The organism is Sphingobacterium tabacisoli (assembly GCF_017908035.1).
Classification (GTDB): Bacteria; Bacteroidota; Bacteroidia; order Sphingobacteriales; family Sphingobacteriaceae; genus Sphingobacterium; species Sphingobacterium tabacisoli.
In genome coordinates this window covers 208,624-230,178 of record NZ_JAEQMU010000002.1, presented here as the reverse complement: position 1 = coordinate 230,178, position 21,555 = coordinate 208,624, and the positions used below count along the sequence as shown (strand labels likewise).

Sequence of the window (21,555 nt, the reverse complement as noted above, 5' to 3'; positions counted from 1 at the left end):
ATAATTATTTTTTGGACAAGACTTCAAAAAACTGTCGGCTTTCTATATCATACAGGTACCCCTTATCCCTTATTGAAAAGGGAACAAACCAGCTTCCTTTGGCAGACAAGGCAGCGGGTGCTGGCTGCTCATCGTCATTATACACATGGATATATGCCCAGTTTTCCCAGGCTCTCCAATCTTGCCGTATCATCTGCTGAAAGGTACATTGTAGCGTTTCTAACGCATGCACGGCTTTCCACTTGTCGTCTGTGGTCCTACTGTCCCATAAGGAGGTGATTCGGTCTATTTGCCAATTTTGCCCATTTGCATCCATTTTCAAATAACCAACCCCTACGTTAATACCCAGCCGTAGGGCAAACTTTAACAAATTGCTGCGCCAATAAAAGTGATGAGCGCCAAATGGGATCTTTATTTTGTCGACAGACTGCGCGTACTGGGCATTCAGCTGCCCCTCATTGGCATCCAGATAGACCAATACCAACCGACCGGAGGCATTGGCCTGAATAATTTTCCTAAATACCATTGCAGCCCCTGCATCAAGAAATTCTAACGTATCCGTAGGTATATTCGCCTTTTGTAATTCATTGACATACCAATCTCTTTCCCGCGCTATTACATCCGCCGAAGCCAATATGGAGAGCCTAATCCCTAGCGCAATCAGGTACCTCGGCAACAGCCGATATGGCCCATAGTGAAATGAAATCAAAATTCCGTTCTGAAATAAACCAGCGGGGCTATCGGGACGCTCTGAACGCAATCGTAGCAAATCAAAATATCGGTATAATGCAGCATAATCCGTCCTATTTCTATTCCATTGCTGATAGCTATCCCAATATTCCTCTGGGGATTTATCTGGGAAAAACTGTTTTACATTGGTGATCCACATCAGACGATGCAGCGCCGATTTTGTAGGGTTCGGTATATTCATTAGTTTACGTGTTGAATACAGCTCTTACGATCTAAAAACAGGCATAGACCGTAAGACGCTATATTTTGGTTCATTACTATTCGCTAAAAGGATTCAAGCCAGCATTTATCATCCCCGATATCACCAAATATGGGTTCGTCGGGCATGATTTCTAAAATACTGTAACCGCAAAACTGTAACGGTTCTTCCAGTTGAATTTCTCTATCCATAACCAGTTCCAAAAAAGTCGACCTGCAACCATGCGGGTCAGGTCTATCCCGCTCTAATTGTACAATTTAGATTAACTACTCCGATCAGCTGATAAACAAAATTGTCGGATAAGAACCAAAATAAAAAATCGGGGGATACAAAGACACTGCTCCGTGGTAAATTGTATTTTCGCCTGCACACAATCCAACAAAACGACTTTACACCCCTGAAAACAGCACTTACACCCCTCGTAAAAGTCATGTATCCCTCGAATTGGCTTATATCACTTGGAATATTAAATTAGCATTTCCTAAATACGAACAATTAGACCATCTATCTTATGCGTTATCACAAAGAAGAGCTGCTTGATATGGTATTCAGCGAATTAAACCAAAACTGGCGGCAACAGTTACCAGAATTACAAGATGCCTTTGAGGAGGTAAATTTTAGTAAAGGTGAGCTGTTGAGCAACAATTGGGGCGAATTGTATATGGTCGCGGAAGGAGCTTTTGGCAAGTATGCCAAGAAGCAACCCCAGCGTTATGCGATGCCTGGCGAACCTCTGCTCATACCTAACTTTAGGCACAATTATATTTTTAAAGCTTTAGCAGATACCAAGACCTATCTGATTACGAAAGAGCAGCTTTATGCGATTAATGAGTCGAACCCCAAGCTTTTCTCTCTATACCAAAAACTGATCGGAAAGCACGACCAATACCTTGCATTTCGTACCGATCTATTAGACGTGCCTTTTCTAGAACGCTGTCAAATGCTTCTAAAAAGATATCCAAAAATCAGATCGTATATTAATAACGGAGAACTTTCTTCCTTTCTCAATATGAGTAAAGAATCCCTTCGCAAACTGTGTTAAAATAAGTGTAGACAACGGAAAGCAAAATATTTGGCACCTCGGCAGCAAGTATATGTCCTACAAACGCGTAAGTTTTGGCTCCACTTAGCCAAAAATCTGACCTACATGCTGTTTTATCTTTGGATATGCCTGAAGCTTAAAAATCCGAATTGCTAAAAATGAAGAAAGTAAGCGACCGATTTTAGAAGTACAATAATGTCCTTCAGGCAAAACCTAAAAAACACTATCATGAGAACAATCATGATCCTGTTTACGATCATACTGGGTATGGGCGTAACAGCGTGGGCTTTGAACGACAACAAAGCAATTGAAGTCAAAGAGGTATCGAATAGCACTACCCTGACTTACGAACTATGGGATTTTGTTGGAGCTCCCAATCCTGCTGATAATGATCCAACGGATCCTACGCAGTATGTTCAAGCGGATCCAAATAAGCCATGCTTAGGTGGGTCTAAGGTATGTCAGATCTATGCTCCGGCAGATCCGAGTGCAGTAGGAACAGCTAGACCAGACATGCAGGAAGATGCATTTGGTCACACGGGTACGACAGTAGAACAACGTATCAATGCAGTATTCCCATCCAACTCTACAAATGAGACCTTATTATCTTATCAGAATTAAGGTTCAAAAGCCCCCAAAGCATTTTTACTTTGGGGTGCTTCTCTAAAACAAACGAATTATTAGACATTTAGCCAGTTTCACTTCTTCTGTCATTGTGAGTCCCTTACTTTCCAAAGATTCTTTAATGCTCTCAAAGCTGAAATTTTCCTTTTTAATATCAAACATCTTCCAATTTACAGCTTTTCTCTGAAGCACGCTTTCATTGAAAACTGGCCTTAAGCCGTATTTACTATTGTAAAATTTTAAAAAATCATTTATGTTACTATTGTCCTTGTCCTGCTCTTTAGGGTCAAAGATTATCTTGGCTAAAGGTTTATCTTTGATTATCCAAACAGTTCTCTCTCTATTCTCCATTTGTACATTTATGCCAAAAGCATCGCTGAAAGCATCAATCAATCCGCTGTCAAGTTCTATTTTGCGATTTTCTGAGTAGGTCTCTATACAGAATTTTCTTTTGTACAGCCATGCTATCTGGTCGTCCCAGCTCATCTCATTCCCTAATACATCTTCTACGATGATCTGGGATGGTTCTATCTGTCCATCTTGACCAATTAGAGAATACAGTTGTTTAAAAATAGTGAGTACATCCAGATTCATTACAAGTATCCTTGAAGGCCTGCTTGCTCCCTCAGGAAATGTCCTAAATGTAGGCATTACCCCTTCAATTTGATCAGTTAACGTAACAGAGTTTAACACTTTGGGGATATGATCGGGTGCAAGCTGTACACGGCTGATCTCTGACAGTAATTGCGAATAATCATATGGAAAATCATTTTTTCGGGCCAGCGTCAATCTTTCGCCTGCACTAAACCGATTCATATACTCTTCCTTTACCTCCGTATGATGCGTAAGATGTCTGAGCGCCATTCCTGCGTCCAGCCAGGCTATATGTGGTTGCGTGGCATGCTCAAACAAGGTATGCAACAAGGTGTCCTCATAAATGATAGGAACATTCAACTGTTTAAATAAATCTTTTCGTCCAAAGAATTTCTTGACCTCATCCAACGATTGATTTGTGACAAAGTACGCACCCAACTTTCCCTTAAGATGGGGTAAGGCTTCATTCATATGATTATAAGCTTTAATACAGGGAGGACAGTAGGTTGTACCGAAGTCCATAATTAACGGTTTCCCATTCTTCTGTAAAATGAGTGTTTCTTCTTTCCCAGCATGCCACACTTTAACTTCAACATCTTCTAAGACATCTCCTATTTTCAAGGCATTTCGTGACTGTGCCAACGCAGTTCCATACCCTATACCAAAGGTTAGAACGATAAAAATCAAATACTTCATAGTTATCTTTTATTTTGAGCCATGCCCGAAAAATGAATTACATCCTGAGGGATCAGGTAGACAAATCTTGGATCATTGGGGGGTAAAATAAATGTTTCTCCAGCAACAGTACGTGTCAATGTTCTTGCAAATCTACCGTCCAAATTAAGCCGTCGAATATCGGTCCAACGCACACCTCGAAAGACTAACTCTTTTCTTCTCTCATCCAAAATCTCTTTTAAAGCTTCGTCCTTATCATGGATCGATAATGGGATAAAACTATTCTTGTCGCATCTTTTCTTCAGTAAGTTATTCAGGACATCTACCCCCTCCTTGACCTTATTGCCACGCACTAAAGTTTCTGCGAGGATCAAGTATAATTCTGCTGTTGTAAGACCAACAAAATGACTTCCAGAAATAGTACCATCATAAGAACCTTTAAATGTGAAATAACCTTCTTTTGCAAGCGTAAAAAATGCACTCTTACGCAGATCACCATCTTTATATAAACCTATAAGCTCCGGATCAACATAAGAAATAGTAGGATTAAGTACCTGCATAAAAGCTGTTGTCGAGTGATAAAGCACCTCTTTATTGAACCGTTCAAAAGGTATGCGGTCATTTACTTTAATGGAATTATAATCCATGAGATCATCTTTAGCTTGCAATGCTTCTCTAGAAAAACGTAACGCATTATCATAATCTGACATCGCTAGGTAGGCACGCGCTAAAAGCGCTAAGGAAGCGGTTCGATCAGGTCTGGTAACGTGTGTCCTATTGGTCGATAAAAGTGTCGTCGCTTCCAACAAATCGGAAACGATCATAGCATAGGTTTCTGCCACTGTAGCACGGCTACTACCAACATTGAGATCCGAATGTACCCGCAACGGAATACCCAAACCAGCATTATCTGAATTAGGCATATACACGGAACAGTATACCTGCGCTAGGTTATAAAAACACCAAGAACGTATAAAGAGAGCTTCTCCTCTTAGGCGTTTCTTATCTATCTCTGTACCTTCCACTTTTGGCAGGTACTCTAACACCGTATTGGCTATAAGCACAATCTCATAGCTTTTAGACCATTCGTTTGCCATATTTACCAATTGATAGTCCATATCAACTGCCCAAGTATACGTACGACGTTCAAACTCTGTTAGGTTATTAAAGCCAGACTCGTTTACTCTATAATCATCTGCTCCTATTTCCAATAGACTGGGCATAACTGAAATATTTATTTTTCCGGTTGCTTTCAATAACGCTTCTAAATCCTGTGTGGTAGTAGGTACCGTTAACGATTTAACCATTTTCTCATCCAAAAAGCGTTCGCAGGACATCATCATAAGGGCTACGATAACCTGACAATAACATAAAATCTTTTGCATATCACTATTCTTTAATGGTTTATAAATTTACTTTCAATCCCAAACTGAATGTTCTAACAGGGGGACTGTATTCATACTCAGGATCAATTCCGGCATCATTTTTTGCCCATAATAATCCCAAATTATTGGCCAAAGCGAATACCTGCCAATGGATTTTTCGTCGGGAAAAACCGGATGAAAAACCATAGCTTAAGCGTAGATCCGTAAACCTAATGCAATCTGCTGGCTCGATATTAGCCTCTGAACGTGCATAGAAGCTATCTCTATTTGCATCGGCAGGATATACCATTGAAGGTACTGTCGTATTCACTTCGTCTCCTGGCTTTTGCCATCGATCGTAATAATCAGAATGGGTGGCCCAGTTGTTAAAAAGGCCGCTGTACCCTATACTTTGTTTCTGGAAATAATGTCCAAACTTGAAAGCTATGTTAAACGATAACTCCAAGGTTTTATAAGACAGCGTATTTTGTAACATACCGTGATATGGAGATAGCCCAGAGCCATGATATTTTAAGTATTGTAGTGAGTCGCGCATCATCTGGTTGTAATTCTTAGAAATCTCGCCTTTATAATATCCCTGTGGATCACCATTTGTAGGATCTAGTCCAGCGAACCGATAGCTAAAAACAGGGTAAAATGTCTTGTCTTTTAACGGAGTAAGTTTTGACCCGGAACCAGTCACATAGGTACTCGTCGCGCCAATATTCCCGTAAAACTTCGTTACAACATCTTTAACATAAGACAGCGAAAACGATCCGCTCCAAGACCAATTGCCTTTTTTCACCTGACTACTTAAAGAGAGGTCTATTCCGTGACCTTTTAACTCCGCTACGTTTCTATTTACAGCAATAAATCCAGTGGTAGGATCTATCGGATTGCCCGAAATCAAATCCGTTGATAGTTTGTTGAAATATTCCAAAGATCCAGACAGCTTTCTATTCCACAGTGAAAACTCCAACGACATATTGGTCATACGTACATCTTCCCATTTCAGATCCAGGTTGGGGAGGTTGGCGATCAATGCATAAGGGGCGCCTGTATATTGTGCATTGGGCAAATAGGTCAACGTAGTTTCTGTATGAGCCCCTCCTGCTATATTTCCACTGTGACCGTACGTCAAGCGAAATTTGAGCAGATCCAACCAAGTCATTTCTTTAAACAGCTTATTCTCAGAGATCGTCCACATCGCCCCTGTCGACCAAAGCGGATTCCATCGATCATTGGTACGAACCCCAAATAAATTCGAGGCATCTTTTCGCATCGATGCTGTAATCGTAAACTGCCTACCTATATCGTAGCCTGCATTCAGATACATGGATATAAATCGGGTGGTCATACCACCGAAGCCGCCATATGCCGGTATGCGTGCCCTACCACCAATCCCTGCAAACATAGGGTACGTATTAACATAGTCCACCTGTTGATGCGTTAATATATCAGGATTATAACCGTAGCTACGGAAAGAGGCACTTTCACTCTGTTTATTGGAAAACTCTGCGCCTGCAAAGAGATGGAGATAATGGTTCTCAAAAAACTGTCTATCTATAGCCAATTGTCCACGTAACCTATGACTGTGCATGCGACTACTATTCCGATCCATAATCGCACCCTTAGGAATGGCGTAGGTCATAGCCCCGTTAGAAATTTGCGTAAACCTATTAACTAGACTACGGGTAAAGTAGGAGTTTTCGGTATAAAGGTCTTCTAGATCGGATAGTTCCTGCTCATAACCGTACTGTACAGTTAGTTTAGACCAGTCAAAAATATCATAATCCATTTGAAAACCAAGATTGGTATATCGGGACTTTGTGTTGCTTATAGCCTCTGTAATATCATCTAAGGGTTTAAAATGCCAATCCATTAAAGCACCGCTTCCGACGCTATCCACAAAATGGATATTATAATCTCTCGGTACAGCTAAACTTTGGCCCTCCTCACCAACCAGCCTAGCATAGGGATACATCGAAGATTTGCCACCCATCGGATTCAACGGATACAATGATGCAGCTCTGACCTGTTTTATCTCCCTATTGGCCAATAACACGTTAACTCCGATATTCAATTTCGAAAATGGGCGGATATTATTTGTCCATTTAAAGCTATAACGATCTGCAGACGTTCCCTTTATTTCTCCATCCTCTTTGTTTAAACCTCCTGATAAACTGTATCTGTACTTATCAGAACCACCCGTCATGGATAGATTATATTGTTGGCTTTTCTTTTCCTGATAAACATACTTCTCAAGATCATTCCTGTAATCATATGCACGCAGTCGGTCTATTTCTTGTTCTCCGATTTCAGGACTTAGTGCTCCGCGCTCCATAGCATACAACAACTCTACCACCGGCGAAAAAACATACAGCCTCGAATTTGCATTATTATACGTGTTATCATAGTGTCGCTTTTCAAAAAGCATCCTCTCTATATCTATAAAGTCAGAAGAGGAAATAGTTGGATAGCGAAACAGATTTGTCCGTTCCGAAAGAGAAGTATTTGCTGAGAAAGATAGCTGTGGTCTACCGTACTTCCCACCCTTTGATGTGATTACAATCACACCATTTCCGGCCCGAGCGCCCCAGATCGAAGTAGCGGCAGCATCCCGAAGCAAAGTAACTGAAGCTATATCATCCGGATTTATATTATTAATATCTCCTTCAAACGGAAAATTATCCAATACAATTAAAGGAGAAAAAGCTGAGCTCATTGTATTGATCCCTCTGATATGCAACTGAGGCGAACTCCCTCGATTATCAAACAATAGGCCAGGCGCAACACCATCCAGTCTATCTAGGATATTTGGTACTACTCTAGAATTTATCAGGGCACTGTCAATCTGTACGAAGCTTCCAGTAGCCCGCTCCTTCGGTAACTTTTGGTATCCTGTCGATACGACTTCGACTGCTTCGATCTGTTTTTCAACTAAAGACATAAGGATCTCAATATCAACATCAGAGGCAGTAAAACGCTTGATAAACTCCTTATAACCCAAATGTCGAAATACCAAATTCCCATTTTTTAAATCTGAGATAATCTCGAAATACCCATCTTTATTTGTTTTGACGGTTTTATCGTCTTTTTCAATATGAATCGACACTCCTGAAAGTCCATTTCTAAAACTATCTATTACCCTTCCTTTCAGAAAGGTTTGGGCCTGCACTCCACTACTAAGCAATATGCAAACCATGATAAAAAAAACTCTCATCGATTACTTTTCTATGTATGGGGCTTGATACCCATTATCCAAAAGATTACGAAACGTGTGTGTTTGTAACACTCCGTTCTCATTAATCCAAAAGTAACTAGGAAAGCAATGGTAGGGAAAAAGCCGCTCCAAGTATGTATCTTCTATTATGGACTCCAAGTGATCTATGTCTAGTTGCTTATATCTATCACTACGAACAGCCCAGTCTATTTTTTCAAAATTTTCTTTGGTCTTTTTACTATTCACCATCACCACCGCGAGCTTGTCAGCAAATGATTTTTTAAAAACATTGATTTCTTTTTGATGTCGTAAACAGGTTGTACACCCAGACATCCAAAAATCCAGTACGAGCAGCTTGCCTTTGTGCTCCTCTAATGATTGACGTACTGTATCACCATTTATATAGAACAGATGCTGGTGTGTCCAAAATTCATTAGGCACCTTGCTACCAATCGTTAGCGGTTGCACTTTATTAAGGCCATCGGCCTCCTGCCCGAAAGCAGGAGAAACCAAAGACCAACTAAACAACACACAGAAAATCGTTGAAACTAGAAGCTTCGCGTTACTATTAAATATTCTTAGTACATCAGTACATTTTCTAAAAATGTCGCCTACAAAATTTTTGACGATTGCAGTGGAATGCACTAACGCTGTGTCAAAAGTTTTGCTTCGCAGAGCACTTCGTGGTTTCAGCGACGAGCTTTTTGCATACTTTTTTGCGGGTAAAAAGTATGGGCCACTCTCGGCCTGAGAGAGCATACCTCTCCCACCCCTTAAAAAATTCTTCATTTTTCCGGTTACGTTATGTAATAGACAATGCTATTACAGATTCAAAAATCTAGTACGATTTCTGAATGGATCTTACGGTTAGTATTGGTTTATAATCGGCTTTATACCATCCATTCTAGAAATAATTAAAATTACCGACCTCCAAATTATCGCAATGCGATAAAATTAAAACACACAATATTTGCTTGTATTTAAAATCTAGGCTATCTTTAAGGTGCGAATTTAAATAGATAGTAACCGATTTCTAACCAGTGCAAACAATAGTGTTTTCATATGTGGGGTCGGTTTACAGAAATAGGGTGATGCCTGTTATTAAGAGCAACCTCTTTTCACTTTTGTCGTCATCCCGAAATCGGGACAAGTAACCGACCGAAGTGGAGGAATCTGTCACTTAAAGCACATTAATACCCCTTCTCTATAATATCTTGAATGGAGTCTACTCCGGCGATGCCGGTACGTTCTTTAAATGTAAAAGTTGGGAATACCATGCCGACCGATGGGATATCGGTATAAGGTGGATTTTGTTGGTTTTAATTCTCGTTCTCATAATTTATAAAGTTTATGTGAACGATGTACTCTAAAAGTAAATACCAGCTGAACGGTCTTTGCTCCTTTTATCTTGAAGGAAATCCGGCTAAGAACAACCTTACGGGTATGATAGAATCAAAACCCAGCCCATAAAAGTACAGACGCAAAGAGCCGTCCGCTGGATTATCTACAAATATAGAATAATTCCAGACATAATGGACGACCCTACGTTGCACTCTCTAGGACAAATTTATAGCCGGATTTTTCCAAGTCGAGAGTTACATCGTTTACTTTTCTACATAGTAGTTAAGTAAGTCGTAATTATCACAATACAAATATACAAAAGTTGATTTTAAAAATCAACAAATAAAACATAAAATGAAGACGTTAAGGAAAATAAATAGAATTGGAGAAGTTTTAGATGAAAAGGGATTACAGGACAAAACTCTTGTAGAACATTTTAAGATAAAAAAAGAAACTGTTTCCCGCTGGATAAATAACAAACAACAGCCGACACTGAAAACACTTGATGAAATAGCTCACTTTCTTAATGTTAATCTAATCTCTCTACTCTATGTAAGCGACTGGATTAAGGAATCTGTAATAGAAAATTACATTTTGGCGTATAATAACAAAAGTGTTTCTTCAATGCTCGAAGATCTATCTACAGATTTATATTTTGTAAATATCGTAGGAGGAGAAAACACTCTTACTTTATCAGGAAAAAAAGAATTTGAAAAACAAGCTAAAAAGGCTCTTACTTATTTCTCAACAAGACAACAATCTATTTTATCTTTCTCACATAATGGCAATACAACAGAAGTAGAAATAAATTATGAGGCCATTGCCGCGATGGATTTTCCAAATGGAACCAAAGCCGGAGAAAAAATAAGCCTAAATGCTAAATCTATCTTTGAGTTTTCTCATGACGGAAAAATCATCAAGATGACTGATATTAGCTAATATTGTTGGAACCAAATCATGATAACAAACGGTCGTTTGAAATTCACAAGAGACTTCAATTTCTATTCGAAATGCAATAAAATAGAATTTGTCAACAAATTAGAGGAATCCGTTTCTCCAGGTGATGTTGGAGGCCTCACGCAGTCTGCTTATGACGCATACCCAAATAATGATTTGATAGGTTTAGTAAACTTTGAAGACTTTCAGATCTCTTATCCTGCAAAAGGATTCTCCCTGGAACCAATCGCATACGGCTACTTTACAGATGAAGAAAATGGATTCAAAATAGATGTGCATATAAAAGGCATCAGCCCAGGATTTAAAATATGGTACTCCATTATTTCGATCTTTTCTATCTTGTTCTTCTTCACATATGAAATAAATTCGCTGTGGCATCTTATTAGCACAACGGCATTACCAATCTTTTTCTTTTTTATTTGTCCTGCTCTTTGGGCTAGCTTTAGGTTCAGACAGTTGAACGAAACATTAAACGAGCTTTTTGTACAAACGGAGGAGCTATGTTCAATTGAATCCCAAAGACAGAATTTTTAAACTTCTGTGAATAAAACTCATACGAAATGGCTAAAAACATAATGGCCGTTCCGAATTGAATTCGGAACGGTCATTCTTTAAGCATACAATCTACTTAATTTCCTATTTAAATATCTCTGCAAGTTTTTTCTGCAAGTCCTCTCCCCTCAAATTCTTGGCTATAATTTTACCGGTTGGATCTATAAGCCAAGTGGACGGAATGGAACGCACATTGTATTTATTTGCAACCTGCTTTTCAGCTTCTCTTGAATCCGAAAAGTGAAATCGGATTTAAGGTCGGAGGAAAATAAAACACGAACAATAAAGCTAATTTTTTTAGTGTATTGATTTTTACATGTATCTTAGCATAACCAAAGTATTATATTAAACTTAAGTGAGTTATGAGTAATGTATCGGAAATAACTATTATCGAAGACCGTATCTTCATCATCAGAGATCAGCAGGTAATGATAGACAGAGATCTGGCCGAGCTTTATAATGTAGAAACTAAAGCACTGAACCAAGCTGTGAAACGGAACATTGACAAGTTTCCTGAGGACTTTCGTTTCCAACTTACAACTGAAGAAAAAAATGAACTGGTCACAAATTGTGACCGGTTCGATATACTGAAACATTCAAGTGTCAACCCACAGGCGTTTAATGAACATGGAGTGCTTATGCTCGCTAACGTATTAAAAAGTGTTATCGCAACACAAATGAGTATAAGGCTTGTCAGAGCCTTTGTACAATTGCGTAAAGCCATAGCTACTAATACACAAGTGCAACTTGAAATATCTCAAATAAAATACAACGTGGAGCAAATCGCTAAGAAACAGAGAGGCCACGACCAGAATATCGAATTGTTGTTTGAATATATCGACCGACTGCAGGAGAAAGAAGAGAAAAGAGAGACAAAACCGAACTCAAAAGGTGAAATCGGATTTAAGGTCGGAGGAAAATAAAACTAAATTATACAATTACAATTAGAGCAACACCAATGTATCATAATCTAAAAAAAGCAAAAGCTCTATTTATAGCGCTTTTCGCATTTGCAATAACTAACACCTCCTTTGCGCAACAAAAGCACTTCACCATTGAAGGTAAAATAGATTCATTGAAAGAAAATACTAAAATCTTTTTAACCTATGAGTTTGAGAGAGAAAGCAAAGTTGATTCTACATTGGTCAAAAATGGTGTATTTAGTCTTAAGGGGATGGCGACATCAGGTACTATAGCGCGTTTAACATTCAAAAACTCTGAAACGGAAAGTATTACCGATGAAATCAATTTTTGGGTGGAGCCTTCGAATATAACAATCAAGTCCAACCATCAGATAGAAGATGCTCAAGTTGAAGGCTCACTTGTGAACGATGAATTCAAAAGGTTAAAAGGATTACTAGGCCAAGTTGAAGCAAAACAACATGATTGGAATGATAGATATTATGCAGCGCTAGATAAAGGTGATATGGAAAAATCTGCACTAGACAATTTTAGCACAGAATACAATAAATTAGAAGAAGAAAAACTCAATACAATATCTGAGTTCGTCAAAAATAATCCGCATAGCTTTGGTAGCTTAATTGGACTCATGCACTCGTATGAAAAAATAGGACTTGAAAGACTCAAACCGTTATGGGCCGGTATAAGCTCTGATTTAAAAAACATCCAGCTTGGCCAAGAACTTGGTACCATTATTGAAAATCTCGAAAACTCCAAAATTGGACAGACAGCACCTAATTTTACACAGAAGGATACTTTAGGCAATCCTATATCGCTAAAGGATTTCAGAGGAAAATATGTGCTGATAGATTTCTGGGCTAGCTGGTGTGGTCCTTGCAGGTATGAAAACCCGACATTGGTGAAAGCTTTTGAAGCCTATAAAGATAAAAACTTTACGATTCTAGGTGTCTCTCTCGATGATGAAAAATTGCGTGAACGCTGGATAGATGCCATAAAATCAGATAAGCTAACCTGGCCGCAAGTTTCTGATCTAAAAGGTTGGGATAATGAAGTAGCTAAACTTTATACGGTAAAGGGAATCCCTGATAATTTTTTAATAGACCCAAATGGTAAAATCATAGGTAGAGGCTTAAAAGGTGAAGAGCTGCTAAAGAAACTAAGTGCGTTACCTTTGGAATAAGGTCTAAATGGCTTATCAGCCTTAATGATTCATTGATGTGAATGCACGAAAGTATTATCTAAAAGAAGCGGAATGAGACAGTAACATATAAACCAATTATAACCCCGAGGAAATCAGGAGTAAGAAATTACACAGATTTACGCCAAAGTGATTAGCGAAGAATTAGGCAAAGCAGTAGAGCAATACGTAAATTAATCGCAGTAAGCAGTTAATCAAAAACAATAATTTGTAATTTCACAACATATTCAAATCAACATGGAACAGCAGTTTACAGACATCATTCTCTTAATACAACAATCTAGAAACAATGCGGTTAAAGCCGTAAATGTCGAGTTGATAAACTTGTATTGGAATATCGGAGCTTATATAAAACAAAAACTTTATGTTGCAGAATGGGGCGACAAAACGGTGGAAGAATTAGCGAAATTCATTCAAAAGAATAATCCAGAATTGAAAGGTTTCAATCGTGCTAATTTGTATAGAATGGTTCAGTTTTATGAAATGTATGCCAATGTTGAATTTGTCGCCCCAGTGGTGAGACAATTGCAAAGTGAAGAAAATCAAGAAACTAAAATTGTCTCACCAGTGGGGACACAATTTGAATTTCAACCTCAAGATATTAAAAAAACCATTTTGGTTCAACTAAGTTGGACGAATAATCTTATCATTTTTTCTCGTTGTAAAACAGAGGAAGAACGAGAGTTTTATATTCGATTAACTATTCAAGAAAAATATAGTAAACGAGAATTAGAACGTCAAATTAACTCTGCCGTTTTCGAACGTACCATGATTGGAAATACAAAACTCTCAGCACTACCAAGAGAAATTCATCATGAAGCTCAAAATATTTTTAAAGACAGTTATATTTTTGATTTCCTAAATCTTCCCGAACCTATCAATGAAAGTGATTTACAAAAAGGCTTAATCCTTCAAATGAAAAACTTCATTTTAGAATTGGGTAAAGATTTCCTTTTTATCGGCGAAGAATACAAAGTTCAAGTTGGAAATTCTGATTTCTATGTCGATTTATTGTTTTACCATCGTGGTTTGCAATGTTTGGTAGCTTTTGAACTGAAAGCTGATAAATTCAAACCCGAACATTTGGGTCAATTGAATTTCTACTTAGAAGCTTTGGATCGTGATGTGAAAAAAGCCAATGAAAACCCGAGTATCGGTGTGCTATTATGCAAAGATAAAGACAGCGAAGTGGTAGAATATGCGCTAAGTAGAAGCCTTTCGCCTACAATGGTTGCCGAATACCAAATGCAATTACCCGATAAAAAATTATTGCAACAGAAGTTGCATGAGTTGTTCGTTGAGAATAATCAATAAAGATTATTTGTTCGCAAAAGCAGTAATATTATTATACAAATGTGATTTTTAATAGTCGCTTATAAACTGTCTGTTACTAAAATAATGAATGATACCGAATTAAAAAGACTTTCTCGATTAACCTCAATTTTGACGTGACCTCTCTCCGAATTTAGGAGAGTTCTAAAATAGAAAATCCCGCTGTTACTATGCAGACATAGAATTGGCACACCCTTTGCAATAGGTTTAGTATTCATAATTTAGGTTAATAATTGGTTAGTTAAAATACCTGAAGCTCCCCGCTTCAGGTATTTTTTTTGATAATCGAATAGGACTGTAAATGATCTATTAAAGACCACCAACTTGTTTCGAGATGGAATACCCAAGCTATATTGTACACATTTTGTTGTAAATGGTATACGTGCTGCCTAGCGGCAATTCGTGTTTGTGCAGTCAGTATACATGGATATTTCATACTTTTACAGTATGAGTAATAATGATATTATGAAAAAGCTACGTGTAGCTTTAAAATTTACAGATGACGATATTATTGAGGTATTATCCTTAGTAGACTTTAGAGTAACAAAAACGGAGCTGGGGGCAATATTCCGTAAAGATGACCATCCCAATTTTAAACCCTGTGGCGATCAATTGCTCCGAAATTTCCTTAACGGACTAATCATATATAAACGTGGTCCTAGAAACAATTCGAAGTCATAGGCTGATGGACTTTTAACTTAATACAAGAAAGCCTTTCCCTCTAATACCGCTTCAATCATTGGAGTCCCTACAAATAAAACATCTTACGATAAAAAGAGCCGTCCCGAATTGATTTCGGGACGGCTCTCGTAATATTATATTTTCTCTATATTAAACTCTAAATGGTTGAAGAGGCAACAAAATTCATTTTTATATTACGACGTAATTATATTACTGTAAAGACGAATTCATCTAGGCTTGTATATTACTATTTTATGGAAGAGTAGCTAAAAGCTCCTTAGCAGGAACTTACCTAATCTCGCCATCTATCTTTACGACCAAGCTCTCACCTTTGGTTGCACTTTCTTCAGCGAGCTTTCGAAGTGCCTTTTGTACGCCCCCCCGAATTTTTTCAGCCCAATCGGCTTTACTATTATTTAAATCTTCATTTGTTTTCCTCTGTCCTCTATGGTACCGTCGCTCGACGACACCATCTGGAATGTGGTGACCGCCTCGCTCTACACGCTTTTTGACGCGTTGCATCGCCAAAGCAGGAGAATCTAACCAAAAATACAATAGTGTGACGGTATAACCTTTCTTCTGGGCGTCGAGAACAAGATTTCGATAGCTCTTTGTTGACAGGGTAGTCTCAAATGCAAAATCGGCGCCCTCTTTTATCAACTCATGGATTCGCTCCAGCATAATACGTCCTGCCGATAAAGCAACACTCTCTGGATTAAATGGGGATATCCCTGCTGCGATATTATCTGCATTGACAAACTCTTTACAGTTAAGAATTTCGGGATAATAAGAAATGAATCTCTTGCATAGCTATTGTCTATACAAGTGAATTTAGAAAAACGTAGATTTTACGAACTTGAATGTATAAAACAAGCAGGAGTATTGGGGATAGTAATCCTAAAACGTATTAAAAAGTGTAAATCTGACAGTGTCAAATATTAGTTGTTTTATAAGACACTGTCGGATTTAAAAACTCGCTTGTAATCTTTGTTGATTACAAAAGCTGTCTATACTTTTTTGGGAGGGAGATCAAAAGCTACTGCCTCGTGTTCAAAGTGACCATTGTGGGAACCGTCACAGAAGGGTTTGTTCTTGGATAGTCCACAACGACAGATAGAAAGTACGGTCCTGCCCTGAAGTCCATATGCATTACCGCTTTTATCGACGATTTCGAAATCGCCTTCGATCTTTACTGATCCGTTATTGTTAATAGTGAGTTTTGTTTTTGACATTGTAATTAATAAAAATATTAATTACAAGACTAATCAAAATGTAGCATTATTCAGCATCTCAACCCTAATTTAGAAGCGTTCCTCTTAAGAGATCTAAAAAGCTAATCTTATCTGCTATACTCTTCCTCAGTGACTGGCTCTAACCACAGGGTCTCTCCTTTATCCCGACCCGTGATTGCGACCTGCACAAAGGCTGTATCGGCACTGGCACCGTGCCAATGTGGGATATCTGCTGGACATTTTACAGCCTCTCCTTTTCTGACGATTACCTTCTCTTTACCTTGTTCCTGATAATACCCCACTCCCTCTATAGCTAATATAATCTGCCCACCGGGGTGAGAATGCCAATGGGTACGTGCACCTGGAGCAAAAGTGACACTGCCTACCGCATTTTGATTTATACTATCGGCAGCTATTAGATTATGCAAATAAACCTCTCCGGTAAAATTAGTATTGGTTATCCTTTCACCAGGAGGGAATACCTTGGGGTCTTGACTGTTTTGTTTGCTTACTTTTTGATTGCTATCACATGCTACAAAGAACAGCGCAATAGCTGGAAGGAAATAGTTAATCTTTGCCATAAAAATATCTTTAAATATTTGTTCTGTAAAACTCTACTAGTTTATCAACTGCCTGCACTACATACTCAGGTTTCCAATATGTTTGTATATGGGTAGCGCCATCGATTAGAAACATCTCCTTACTTTTCGCATTTACGGCTTTAGGAAATGCTTCGTCGGTCATGTATTTGGTGTCCGATTTACTTCCGGATATCATTAACAACGGCTGATCTAAAAGCTCTATTTGATCCGTAGCATCCCAAGTCATTAGTTCCATCAGACTACTGGTCGTATATAAAAAAGTAGAATTGGGATGCGCATGTGATCTGTAGTAATATTCGTAGCCCTCACGGTACAGATCGGTACTGGTCTTAGCGATCTCTTCGTCCGTGATGCTAGCGACGCCGGAAAAAAGCACTTCCCCGCCCGCAGCTTCTTGCCTGCGCGCATCAGAAGCTTGTTTCATACGTTGTGCTACCGTATTTATTTGCGAATTCTGAAATCCATTACGACGGACTTCGCCGGAGTTGAACATACTCAAAGTTGCCACGGCTTTTAACCTTTTGTCCGACTGCGCAGCTTTTAACGTATAACCGCCACCACCACAAATCCCCAATGCACCTATACGGTCGGTATCGACACCTGGGAATTGGCTGATATAATCGGCCATGCCACGAATATCTTCGACACGGAAGAAAGGTTTGTCGGTATGGCGAGGTTCCCCTCCGCTTGCCCCTTGAAAAGTAGCATCGGCTGCTATCGCGATGAACCCAGCTTCTGCCAATCGTTGCGCATACAAACCAGCGGTCTGCTCTTTGATACCGCCATTGGGGTGTGCTACGGTTATAGCAGCATACTTCTTTTGTGAATCATAATTGGCAGGCAAATATACGTTTGCAGCGATGTCGTTTCCGTTTAATTTATAGGTTACGGGTTGGATATTTACTCTACCTTTTTCATTTTTGGTAATAGCACCATCATAAACCAATGTAAAAGGATTTTGTTCATATCGCTTTTGTATAGTTTGTGCATTTGCTATATTCATAAATGTTATAGTTGTCAATGCGATGATTAATGATAACTTGTTCATATACTGACTCTCTATGAGCTTGTTTGCTCGATTTAACTTTTTAAAACCTCATCCAAGACCTTCTGCGCATCCTGGGATTCCTTTTCTCCAATAGTGGATTCTATAACTGTTATAAATTGCTTCAACTGTGCCGCTGTCAAGCCAACATTTAAGCAGATACCAAAATGCGATCTGAGCATAGGCTCAACCCCTCCTATGCTATTTAATACAGCAATAGTTACCAACTCTCTCTCGGCATAGGTCAGCACATCACGTTCAAAAATATCTGCAAATAGATGTTCTTTGAGAAAAATCTCTATCGTAGGAGCAAATGCCGAGTAGCCAGTCTGAGGCCCATTTTGAGGAGTACCTAATAGGGAATCTAAAATGGCTTTACCTCTGTCGTATTTAGGAGCATTACTACGTATAGGCGATGCCTCTGCACCCAACTTATCCTTTATTCCTTTCGCTTCACGGTCTTGCAGAACAGTCAAGAGGGTTTGTAATCCACGGATACTACGTGGGAAACCGGCATAAGCATAGGTATGAATGATAACTTCTTTTATCTGATTGATGGTCAATCCAACATCTAAACCTATATGAAGTTGGGTAGCTAAGGCTGGTAAAGCGCCTTTCCCCGTCAATGCAGCTATCTGCACAATAGACTCCTGCTGTTTACTCAAGCTATCCGTCTCTTGTGCATTCGCTAGGGTTGCGGTAATAAATAGTGTCAATAGTAATATGGTTGAATAAAGTAATTTCTTCATGATATTCACTGTATATTAATCACTTAAACCTTTTTCCTGTAGCCATTTTGATAATTCATCGGCCACTTGGATATTATTGAGGTCTGAAAATGGAAAGTGTGTATTGCCTTTGATACCGACTTCAGGAAGGTGCACAACCTGAGCATCTCCACCATGCTTATTAATGGTAGTGGCCCATAATCTAGCCATCTCTAACCCTGAGCGCCAATGATCCATATTCCAAACCTTACTTGGCTCTTTAGCAATATTATCGCCGTAATAAACAACGATCGGAAGCCTAGTTAGCTTTTTAAAATCTTCTACCGAGATTTCTACTCCTTTCAATTCTCCAAACAGTCCACTGGACTGGATCGCAGCAGGAAGCTCTCCTTTCGGAAACACAAAACCGCTGTAAGGCTCATAAGCGACAATGCCTTTTACCTTATCATTTTGGATAGCTGTCATCCAACCCGGACCGCTCCCCTGCGAATGGGTAACCAATATCCCCTCGCCTATTTTGTCAAATAAGGAAGAGATTGCATCACTTACGACTTTCGTATCAAAAGCTCCTGTATTGGGAGTCATCTGTCTATAAAACTGCTCGAGAGATTGCGGATCTTTCGGAAATTGAACATTTGGGAAATAGTCTGGATAGTTACCAAGTCTAAACTGCGTAAACCAAAACTGCTCATCAGCAGTTGGTTTTACGGTCCCTTCAACCATACTTTTACCAGCTTCACCTCGTCTCGGTTGATCCAATAAGTAAACGGTATAGTTGCGACGTAGAAATATATTCTGGAAACCCTCTCGACCATCTGCTGTAGTCTCCCACGTTTTCTTGGACTGTCCCGCACCATGTAGGAAGACTAGTGGAAGTTTACGTGCCTTTACAGGTTTTTGATAGAACACATAGGCGTGGTCGCCATGATAAGTCTGTCCCTCTGGTTTTAACGCATTGTCTACGGAAAATGCGCCTGGAACAACAGTCTGCGTACCGCCCACCATAAAGCTTCCTTGCTCTGCGATAAGCAATCTTCCTGCTTTCTGTTGTGCAACAAGGGGGTTGAATAGACCACAGGCGACTATGAATAGAAGGATGTGTTTTCTTGTTTTGCTTTCCATAGAAATCGAATTATTTGTTTACAATAGATGCTACTTGGTGATACTCTTCAGCCGAAACAGCTTCATGCCAGTTAATCAAATCACTGGACTTTTGCGAAGTCACACTAATAAATGTAAGTTGAGAATCTGGCGCAGCTCCAACCCAATGATATAGTCCTGGGATAGTCTCTATACGATCGCCTTTGCGTATTGCGATAGCTTCCTTGCCTTTAGACTGATAATAACCTTCGCCTTCCGTTACCATTAAAACTCTACCTCCTGGTAATGACTGCCAATTAAAATAACTACCTGCAGCGAGTTGATAGTTGGCCACTCGAATGTCTGTATATAATAAATCTGTTGTCAATTCTTGAAATACACCTTGCCCTTGAAGGTTTTTGGAATCAATTGGAGCTTCTGCCAAATCAGTAAACATTACAGTTTCTGTACAGTGCATCCCATTTAGGTGACGGCTTGTAAAACCAACTACTATTGTCAATACGACTATCGATGCTACTATATAAATGTACTTTTTCATATGCTTTATCTTTTTTAAACTAAGACAAACTTCGAAATAATAGTCTCTCCATTTATATATACGCCGACCAAAGCGAAAAACTAGGATATAAAAGCGAAAATATTAACCAGCTATCATCCAGTCTTTAAAGGCTACAGCTTTGTTTTTGCTGATATAGATAGGCTCTGGTACATCGCTATTCAATGTGACAAGTAGGCGACTATCAAACCAAATCGTGATATCTTTAATGACATGACGCGCAATGATAAACTGCTTATTCGCACGATAAAATAACGCAGGATCTAATGTTTGAAAGATCTGATCCAAGGTCTTACTGTAGGGATACTGCTTCCCATCCTTTAATTGTATAACGGTATGCTTGTCTGTCGTATAGAAATAGGAGATTTCTGTTACCGGAATTGGCAACAATTTATCTTTTACAGGAATCAAGACACGTTCGCTATAACTCTTTGCGGGACTTAAATTGCTTATTTGCGAAAGGTAGGCTAGAATGTCAGGTTGCGATAATTTCTTAAATTTTCCCAATGCACGTTGCAACTCCTGGCTCTTTATAGGCTTTAAGAGATAGTCTATACTGTTGACCTTGAAGGCTTCAATAGCGTACTCGTCATAAGCTGTAGTAAAAATAATGGGTACCTCTACGGTAATATGATCGAAGATCAAAAAGGATGATCCATCCGATAGGTGGATATCCATCAGTATAAGATCAGGTGGGGGATTCTCATTCAACCATTTAATAGTCTGTGACACGCTCTCTGTATTGGCTACTACCGCTATCGTAGGATCAATTTCTCTTAGAATCTCTACCAGGGTTTCATATGCTGCAGTTTCGTCTTCGACAATTAAGATTCTCATA

22 protein-coding genes are annotated in these 21,555 nt (G+C 39.0%); 8 read left to right on the top strand and 14 right to left on the bottom strand.

Annotated elements, in window-relative coordinates; all coding sequences use genetic code 11:
• Positions 1-4 precede the first annotated feature (4 nt).
• Both JKG64_RS11885 and JKG64_RS23190 read right to left on the bottom strand, forming a co-directional pair.
• Positions 5-931 carry a hypothetical protein gene (locus JKG64_RS11885; RefSeq protein ID WP_210354534.1) on the bottom strand — a complete coding sequence of 309 codons (927 nt, stop codon included), beginning with the start codon at positions 929-931 and terminating at the stop codon, positions 5-7.
• A gap of 83 nt (positions 932-1,014) precedes the next feature.
• The gene (locus JKG64_RS23190) at positions 1,015-1,140 is read right to left on the bottom strand and encodes a hypothetical protein (protein ID WP_262897768.1); all 126 of its coding nucleotides are present in this window, start codon (positions 1,138-1,140) and stop codon (positions 1,015-1,017) included.
• Between the two features lie 320 nt (positions 1,141-1,460).
• Between JKG64_RS23190 and JKG64_RS11880 the strand changes: the two genes are divergently transcribed.
• On the top strand, positions 1,461-1,991 hold the full coding sequence (locus JKG64_RS11880) for a cyclic nucleotide-binding domain-containing protein (protein WP_210354533.1): 531 nt from the start codon (positions 1,461-1,463) through the stop codon (positions 1,989-1,991).
• A 228-nt stretch (positions 1,992-2,219) separates the two neighbouring features.
• On the top strand, positions 2,220-2,612 hold the full coding sequence (locus JKG64_RS11875) for a hypothetical protein (RefSeq protein WP_210354531.1): 393 nt from the start codon (positions 2,220-2,222) through the stop codon (positions 2,610-2,612).
• 42 nt (positions 2,613-2,654) lie between these two features.
• Here JKG64_RS11875 and JKG64_RS11870 read toward each other — a convergent pair whose 3' ends face one another.
• The 4 genes from JKG64_RS11870 to JKG64_RS11855 are packed head-to-tail and all read right to left on the bottom strand — an operon-like array spanning position 2,655 to position 9,260.
• Complete coding sequence (locus JKG64_RS11870) at positions 2,655-3,905, bottom strand: thioredoxin domain-containing protein (RefSeq protein WP_210354530.1); 1,251 nt, start codon at positions 3,903-3,905, stop codon at positions 2,655-2,657.
• Positions 3,906-3,907: 2 nt separating this feature from the next.
• Positions 3,908-5,269 carry a RagB/SusD family nutrient uptake outer membrane protein gene (locus JKG64_RS11865; protein ID WP_210354529.1) on the bottom strand — a complete coding sequence of 454 codons (1,362 nt, stop codon included), beginning with the start codon at positions 5,267-5,269 and terminating at the stop codon, positions 3,908-3,910.
• Positions 5,270-5,288: 19 nt separating this feature from the next.
• Positions 5,289-8,471: a SusC/RagA family TonB-linked outer membrane protein gene (locus JKG64_RS11860; protein ID WP_210354528.1), complete on the bottom strand. Its 3,183-nt coding sequence runs from the start codon at positions 8,469-8,471 to the stop codon at positions 5,289-5,291.
• Between the two features lie 3 nt (positions 8,472-8,474).
• Positions 8,475-9,260, bottom strand: coding sequence for a TlpA family protein disulfide reductase (locus tag JKG64_RS11855; protein WP_210354527.1), 786 nt, complete (start codon positions 9,258-9,260; stop codon positions 8,475-8,477).
• A 906-nt stretch (positions 9,261-10,166) separates the two neighbouring features.
• Here JKG64_RS11855 and JKG64_RS11850 point away from each other — a divergent pair.
• From JKG64_RS11850 to JKG64_RS11825, 6 genes are all read left to right on the top strand, one after another.
• Positions 10,167-10,751, top strand: a complete 585-nt coding sequence (locus JKG64_RS11850; protein ID WP_210354525.1) for a helix-turn-helix domain-containing protein — start codon at positions 10,167-10,169, stop codon at positions 10,749-10,751.
• A gap of 18 nt (positions 10,752-10,769) precedes the next feature.
• A complete protein-coding gene (locus JKG64_RS11845; protein WP_210354523.1) occupies positions 10,770-11,303 on the top strand; it encodes a hypothetical protein in 534 nt (177 codons plus the stop codon).
• 380 nt (positions 11,304-11,683) lie between these two features.
• Entirely contained in the window at positions 11,684-12,244 is a 561-nt protein-coding gene (locus tag JKG64_RS11840) for an ORF6N domain-containing protein (RefSeq protein ID WP_210354521.1), read from the top strand.
• A gap of 35 nt (positions 12,245-12,279) precedes the next feature.
• Complete coding sequence (locus JKG64_RS11835) at positions 12,280-13,422, top strand: TlpA disulfide reductase family protein (protein ID WP_210354520.1); 1,143 nt, start codon at positions 12,280-12,282, stop codon at positions 13,420-13,422.
• A 255-nt stretch (positions 13,423-13,677) separates the two neighbouring features.
• On the top strand, positions 13,678-14,754 hold the full coding sequence (locus tag JKG64_RS11830) for a PDDEXK nuclease domain-containing protein (protein ID WP_210354518.1): 1,077 nt from the start codon (positions 13,678-13,680) through the stop codon (positions 14,752-14,754).
• A 483-nt stretch (positions 14,755-15,237) separates the two neighbouring features.
• A complete protein-coding gene (locus tag JKG64_RS11825; protein ID WP_246512579.1) occupies positions 15,238-15,453 on the top strand; it encodes a DUF1456 family protein in 216 nt (71 codons plus the stop codon).
• A gap of 288 nt (positions 15,454-15,741) precedes the next feature.
• Here JKG64_RS11825 and JKG64_RS11820 read toward each other — a convergent pair whose 3' ends face one another.
• The 8 genes from JKG64_RS11820 to JKG64_RS11785 all read right to left on the bottom strand — a co-directional run bounded on the left by JKG64_RS11820 (position 15,742) and on the right by JKG64_RS11785 (position 21,554).
• Positions 15,742-16,182, bottom strand: coding sequence for a zeta toxin family protein (locus JKG64_RS11820; protein WP_317195846.1), 441 nt, complete (start codon positions 16,180-16,182; stop codon positions 15,742-15,744).
• 278 nt (positions 16,183-16,460) lie between these two features.
• Complete coding sequence (locus tag JKG64_RS11815; RefSeq protein ID WP_133582987.1) at positions 16,461-16,685, bottom strand: CDGSH iron-sulfur domain-containing protein; 225 nt, start codon at positions 16,683-16,685, stop codon at positions 16,461-16,463.
• Between the two features lie 107 nt (positions 16,686-16,792).
• Positions 16,793-17,266: a cupin domain-containing protein gene (locus JKG64_RS11810; RefSeq protein ID WP_210354516.1), complete on the bottom strand. Its 474-nt coding sequence runs from the start codon at positions 17,264-17,266 to the stop codon at positions 16,793-16,795.
• A 10-nt stretch (positions 17,267-17,276) separates the two neighbouring features.
• Positions 17,277-18,335: an alpha/beta hydrolase gene (locus JKG64_RS11805; protein ID WP_210354514.1), complete on the bottom strand. Its 1,059-nt coding sequence runs from the start codon at positions 18,333-18,335 to the stop codon at positions 17,277-17,279.
• 32 nt (positions 18,336-18,367) lie between these two features.
• Positions 18,368-19,081 carry a carboxymuconolactone decarboxylase family protein gene (locus JKG64_RS11800; RefSeq protein WP_210354513.1) on the bottom strand — a complete coding sequence of 238 codons (714 nt, stop codon included), beginning with the start codon at positions 19,079-19,081 and terminating at the stop codon, positions 18,368-18,370.
• A gap of 15 nt (positions 19,082-19,096) precedes the next feature.
• Complete coding sequence (locus JKG64_RS11795) at positions 19,097-20,182, bottom strand: alpha/beta hydrolase (protein ID WP_210354511.1); 1,086 nt, start codon at positions 20,180-20,182, stop codon at positions 19,097-19,099.
• A gap of 10 nt (positions 20,183-20,192) precedes the next feature.
• Positions 20,193-20,699, bottom strand: coding sequence for a cupin domain-containing protein (locus JKG64_RS11790; RefSeq protein ID WP_210354510.1), 507 nt, complete (start codon positions 20,697-20,699; stop codon positions 20,193-20,195).
• Between the two features lie 102 nt (positions 20,700-20,801).
• Complete coding sequence (locus JKG64_RS11785) at positions 20,802-21,554, bottom strand: LytR/AlgR family response regulator transcription factor (RefSeq protein WP_210354509.1); 753 nt, start codon at positions 21,552-21,554, stop codon at positions 20,802-20,804.
• Between the last annotated feature and the right edge of the window lies 1 nt (position 21,555).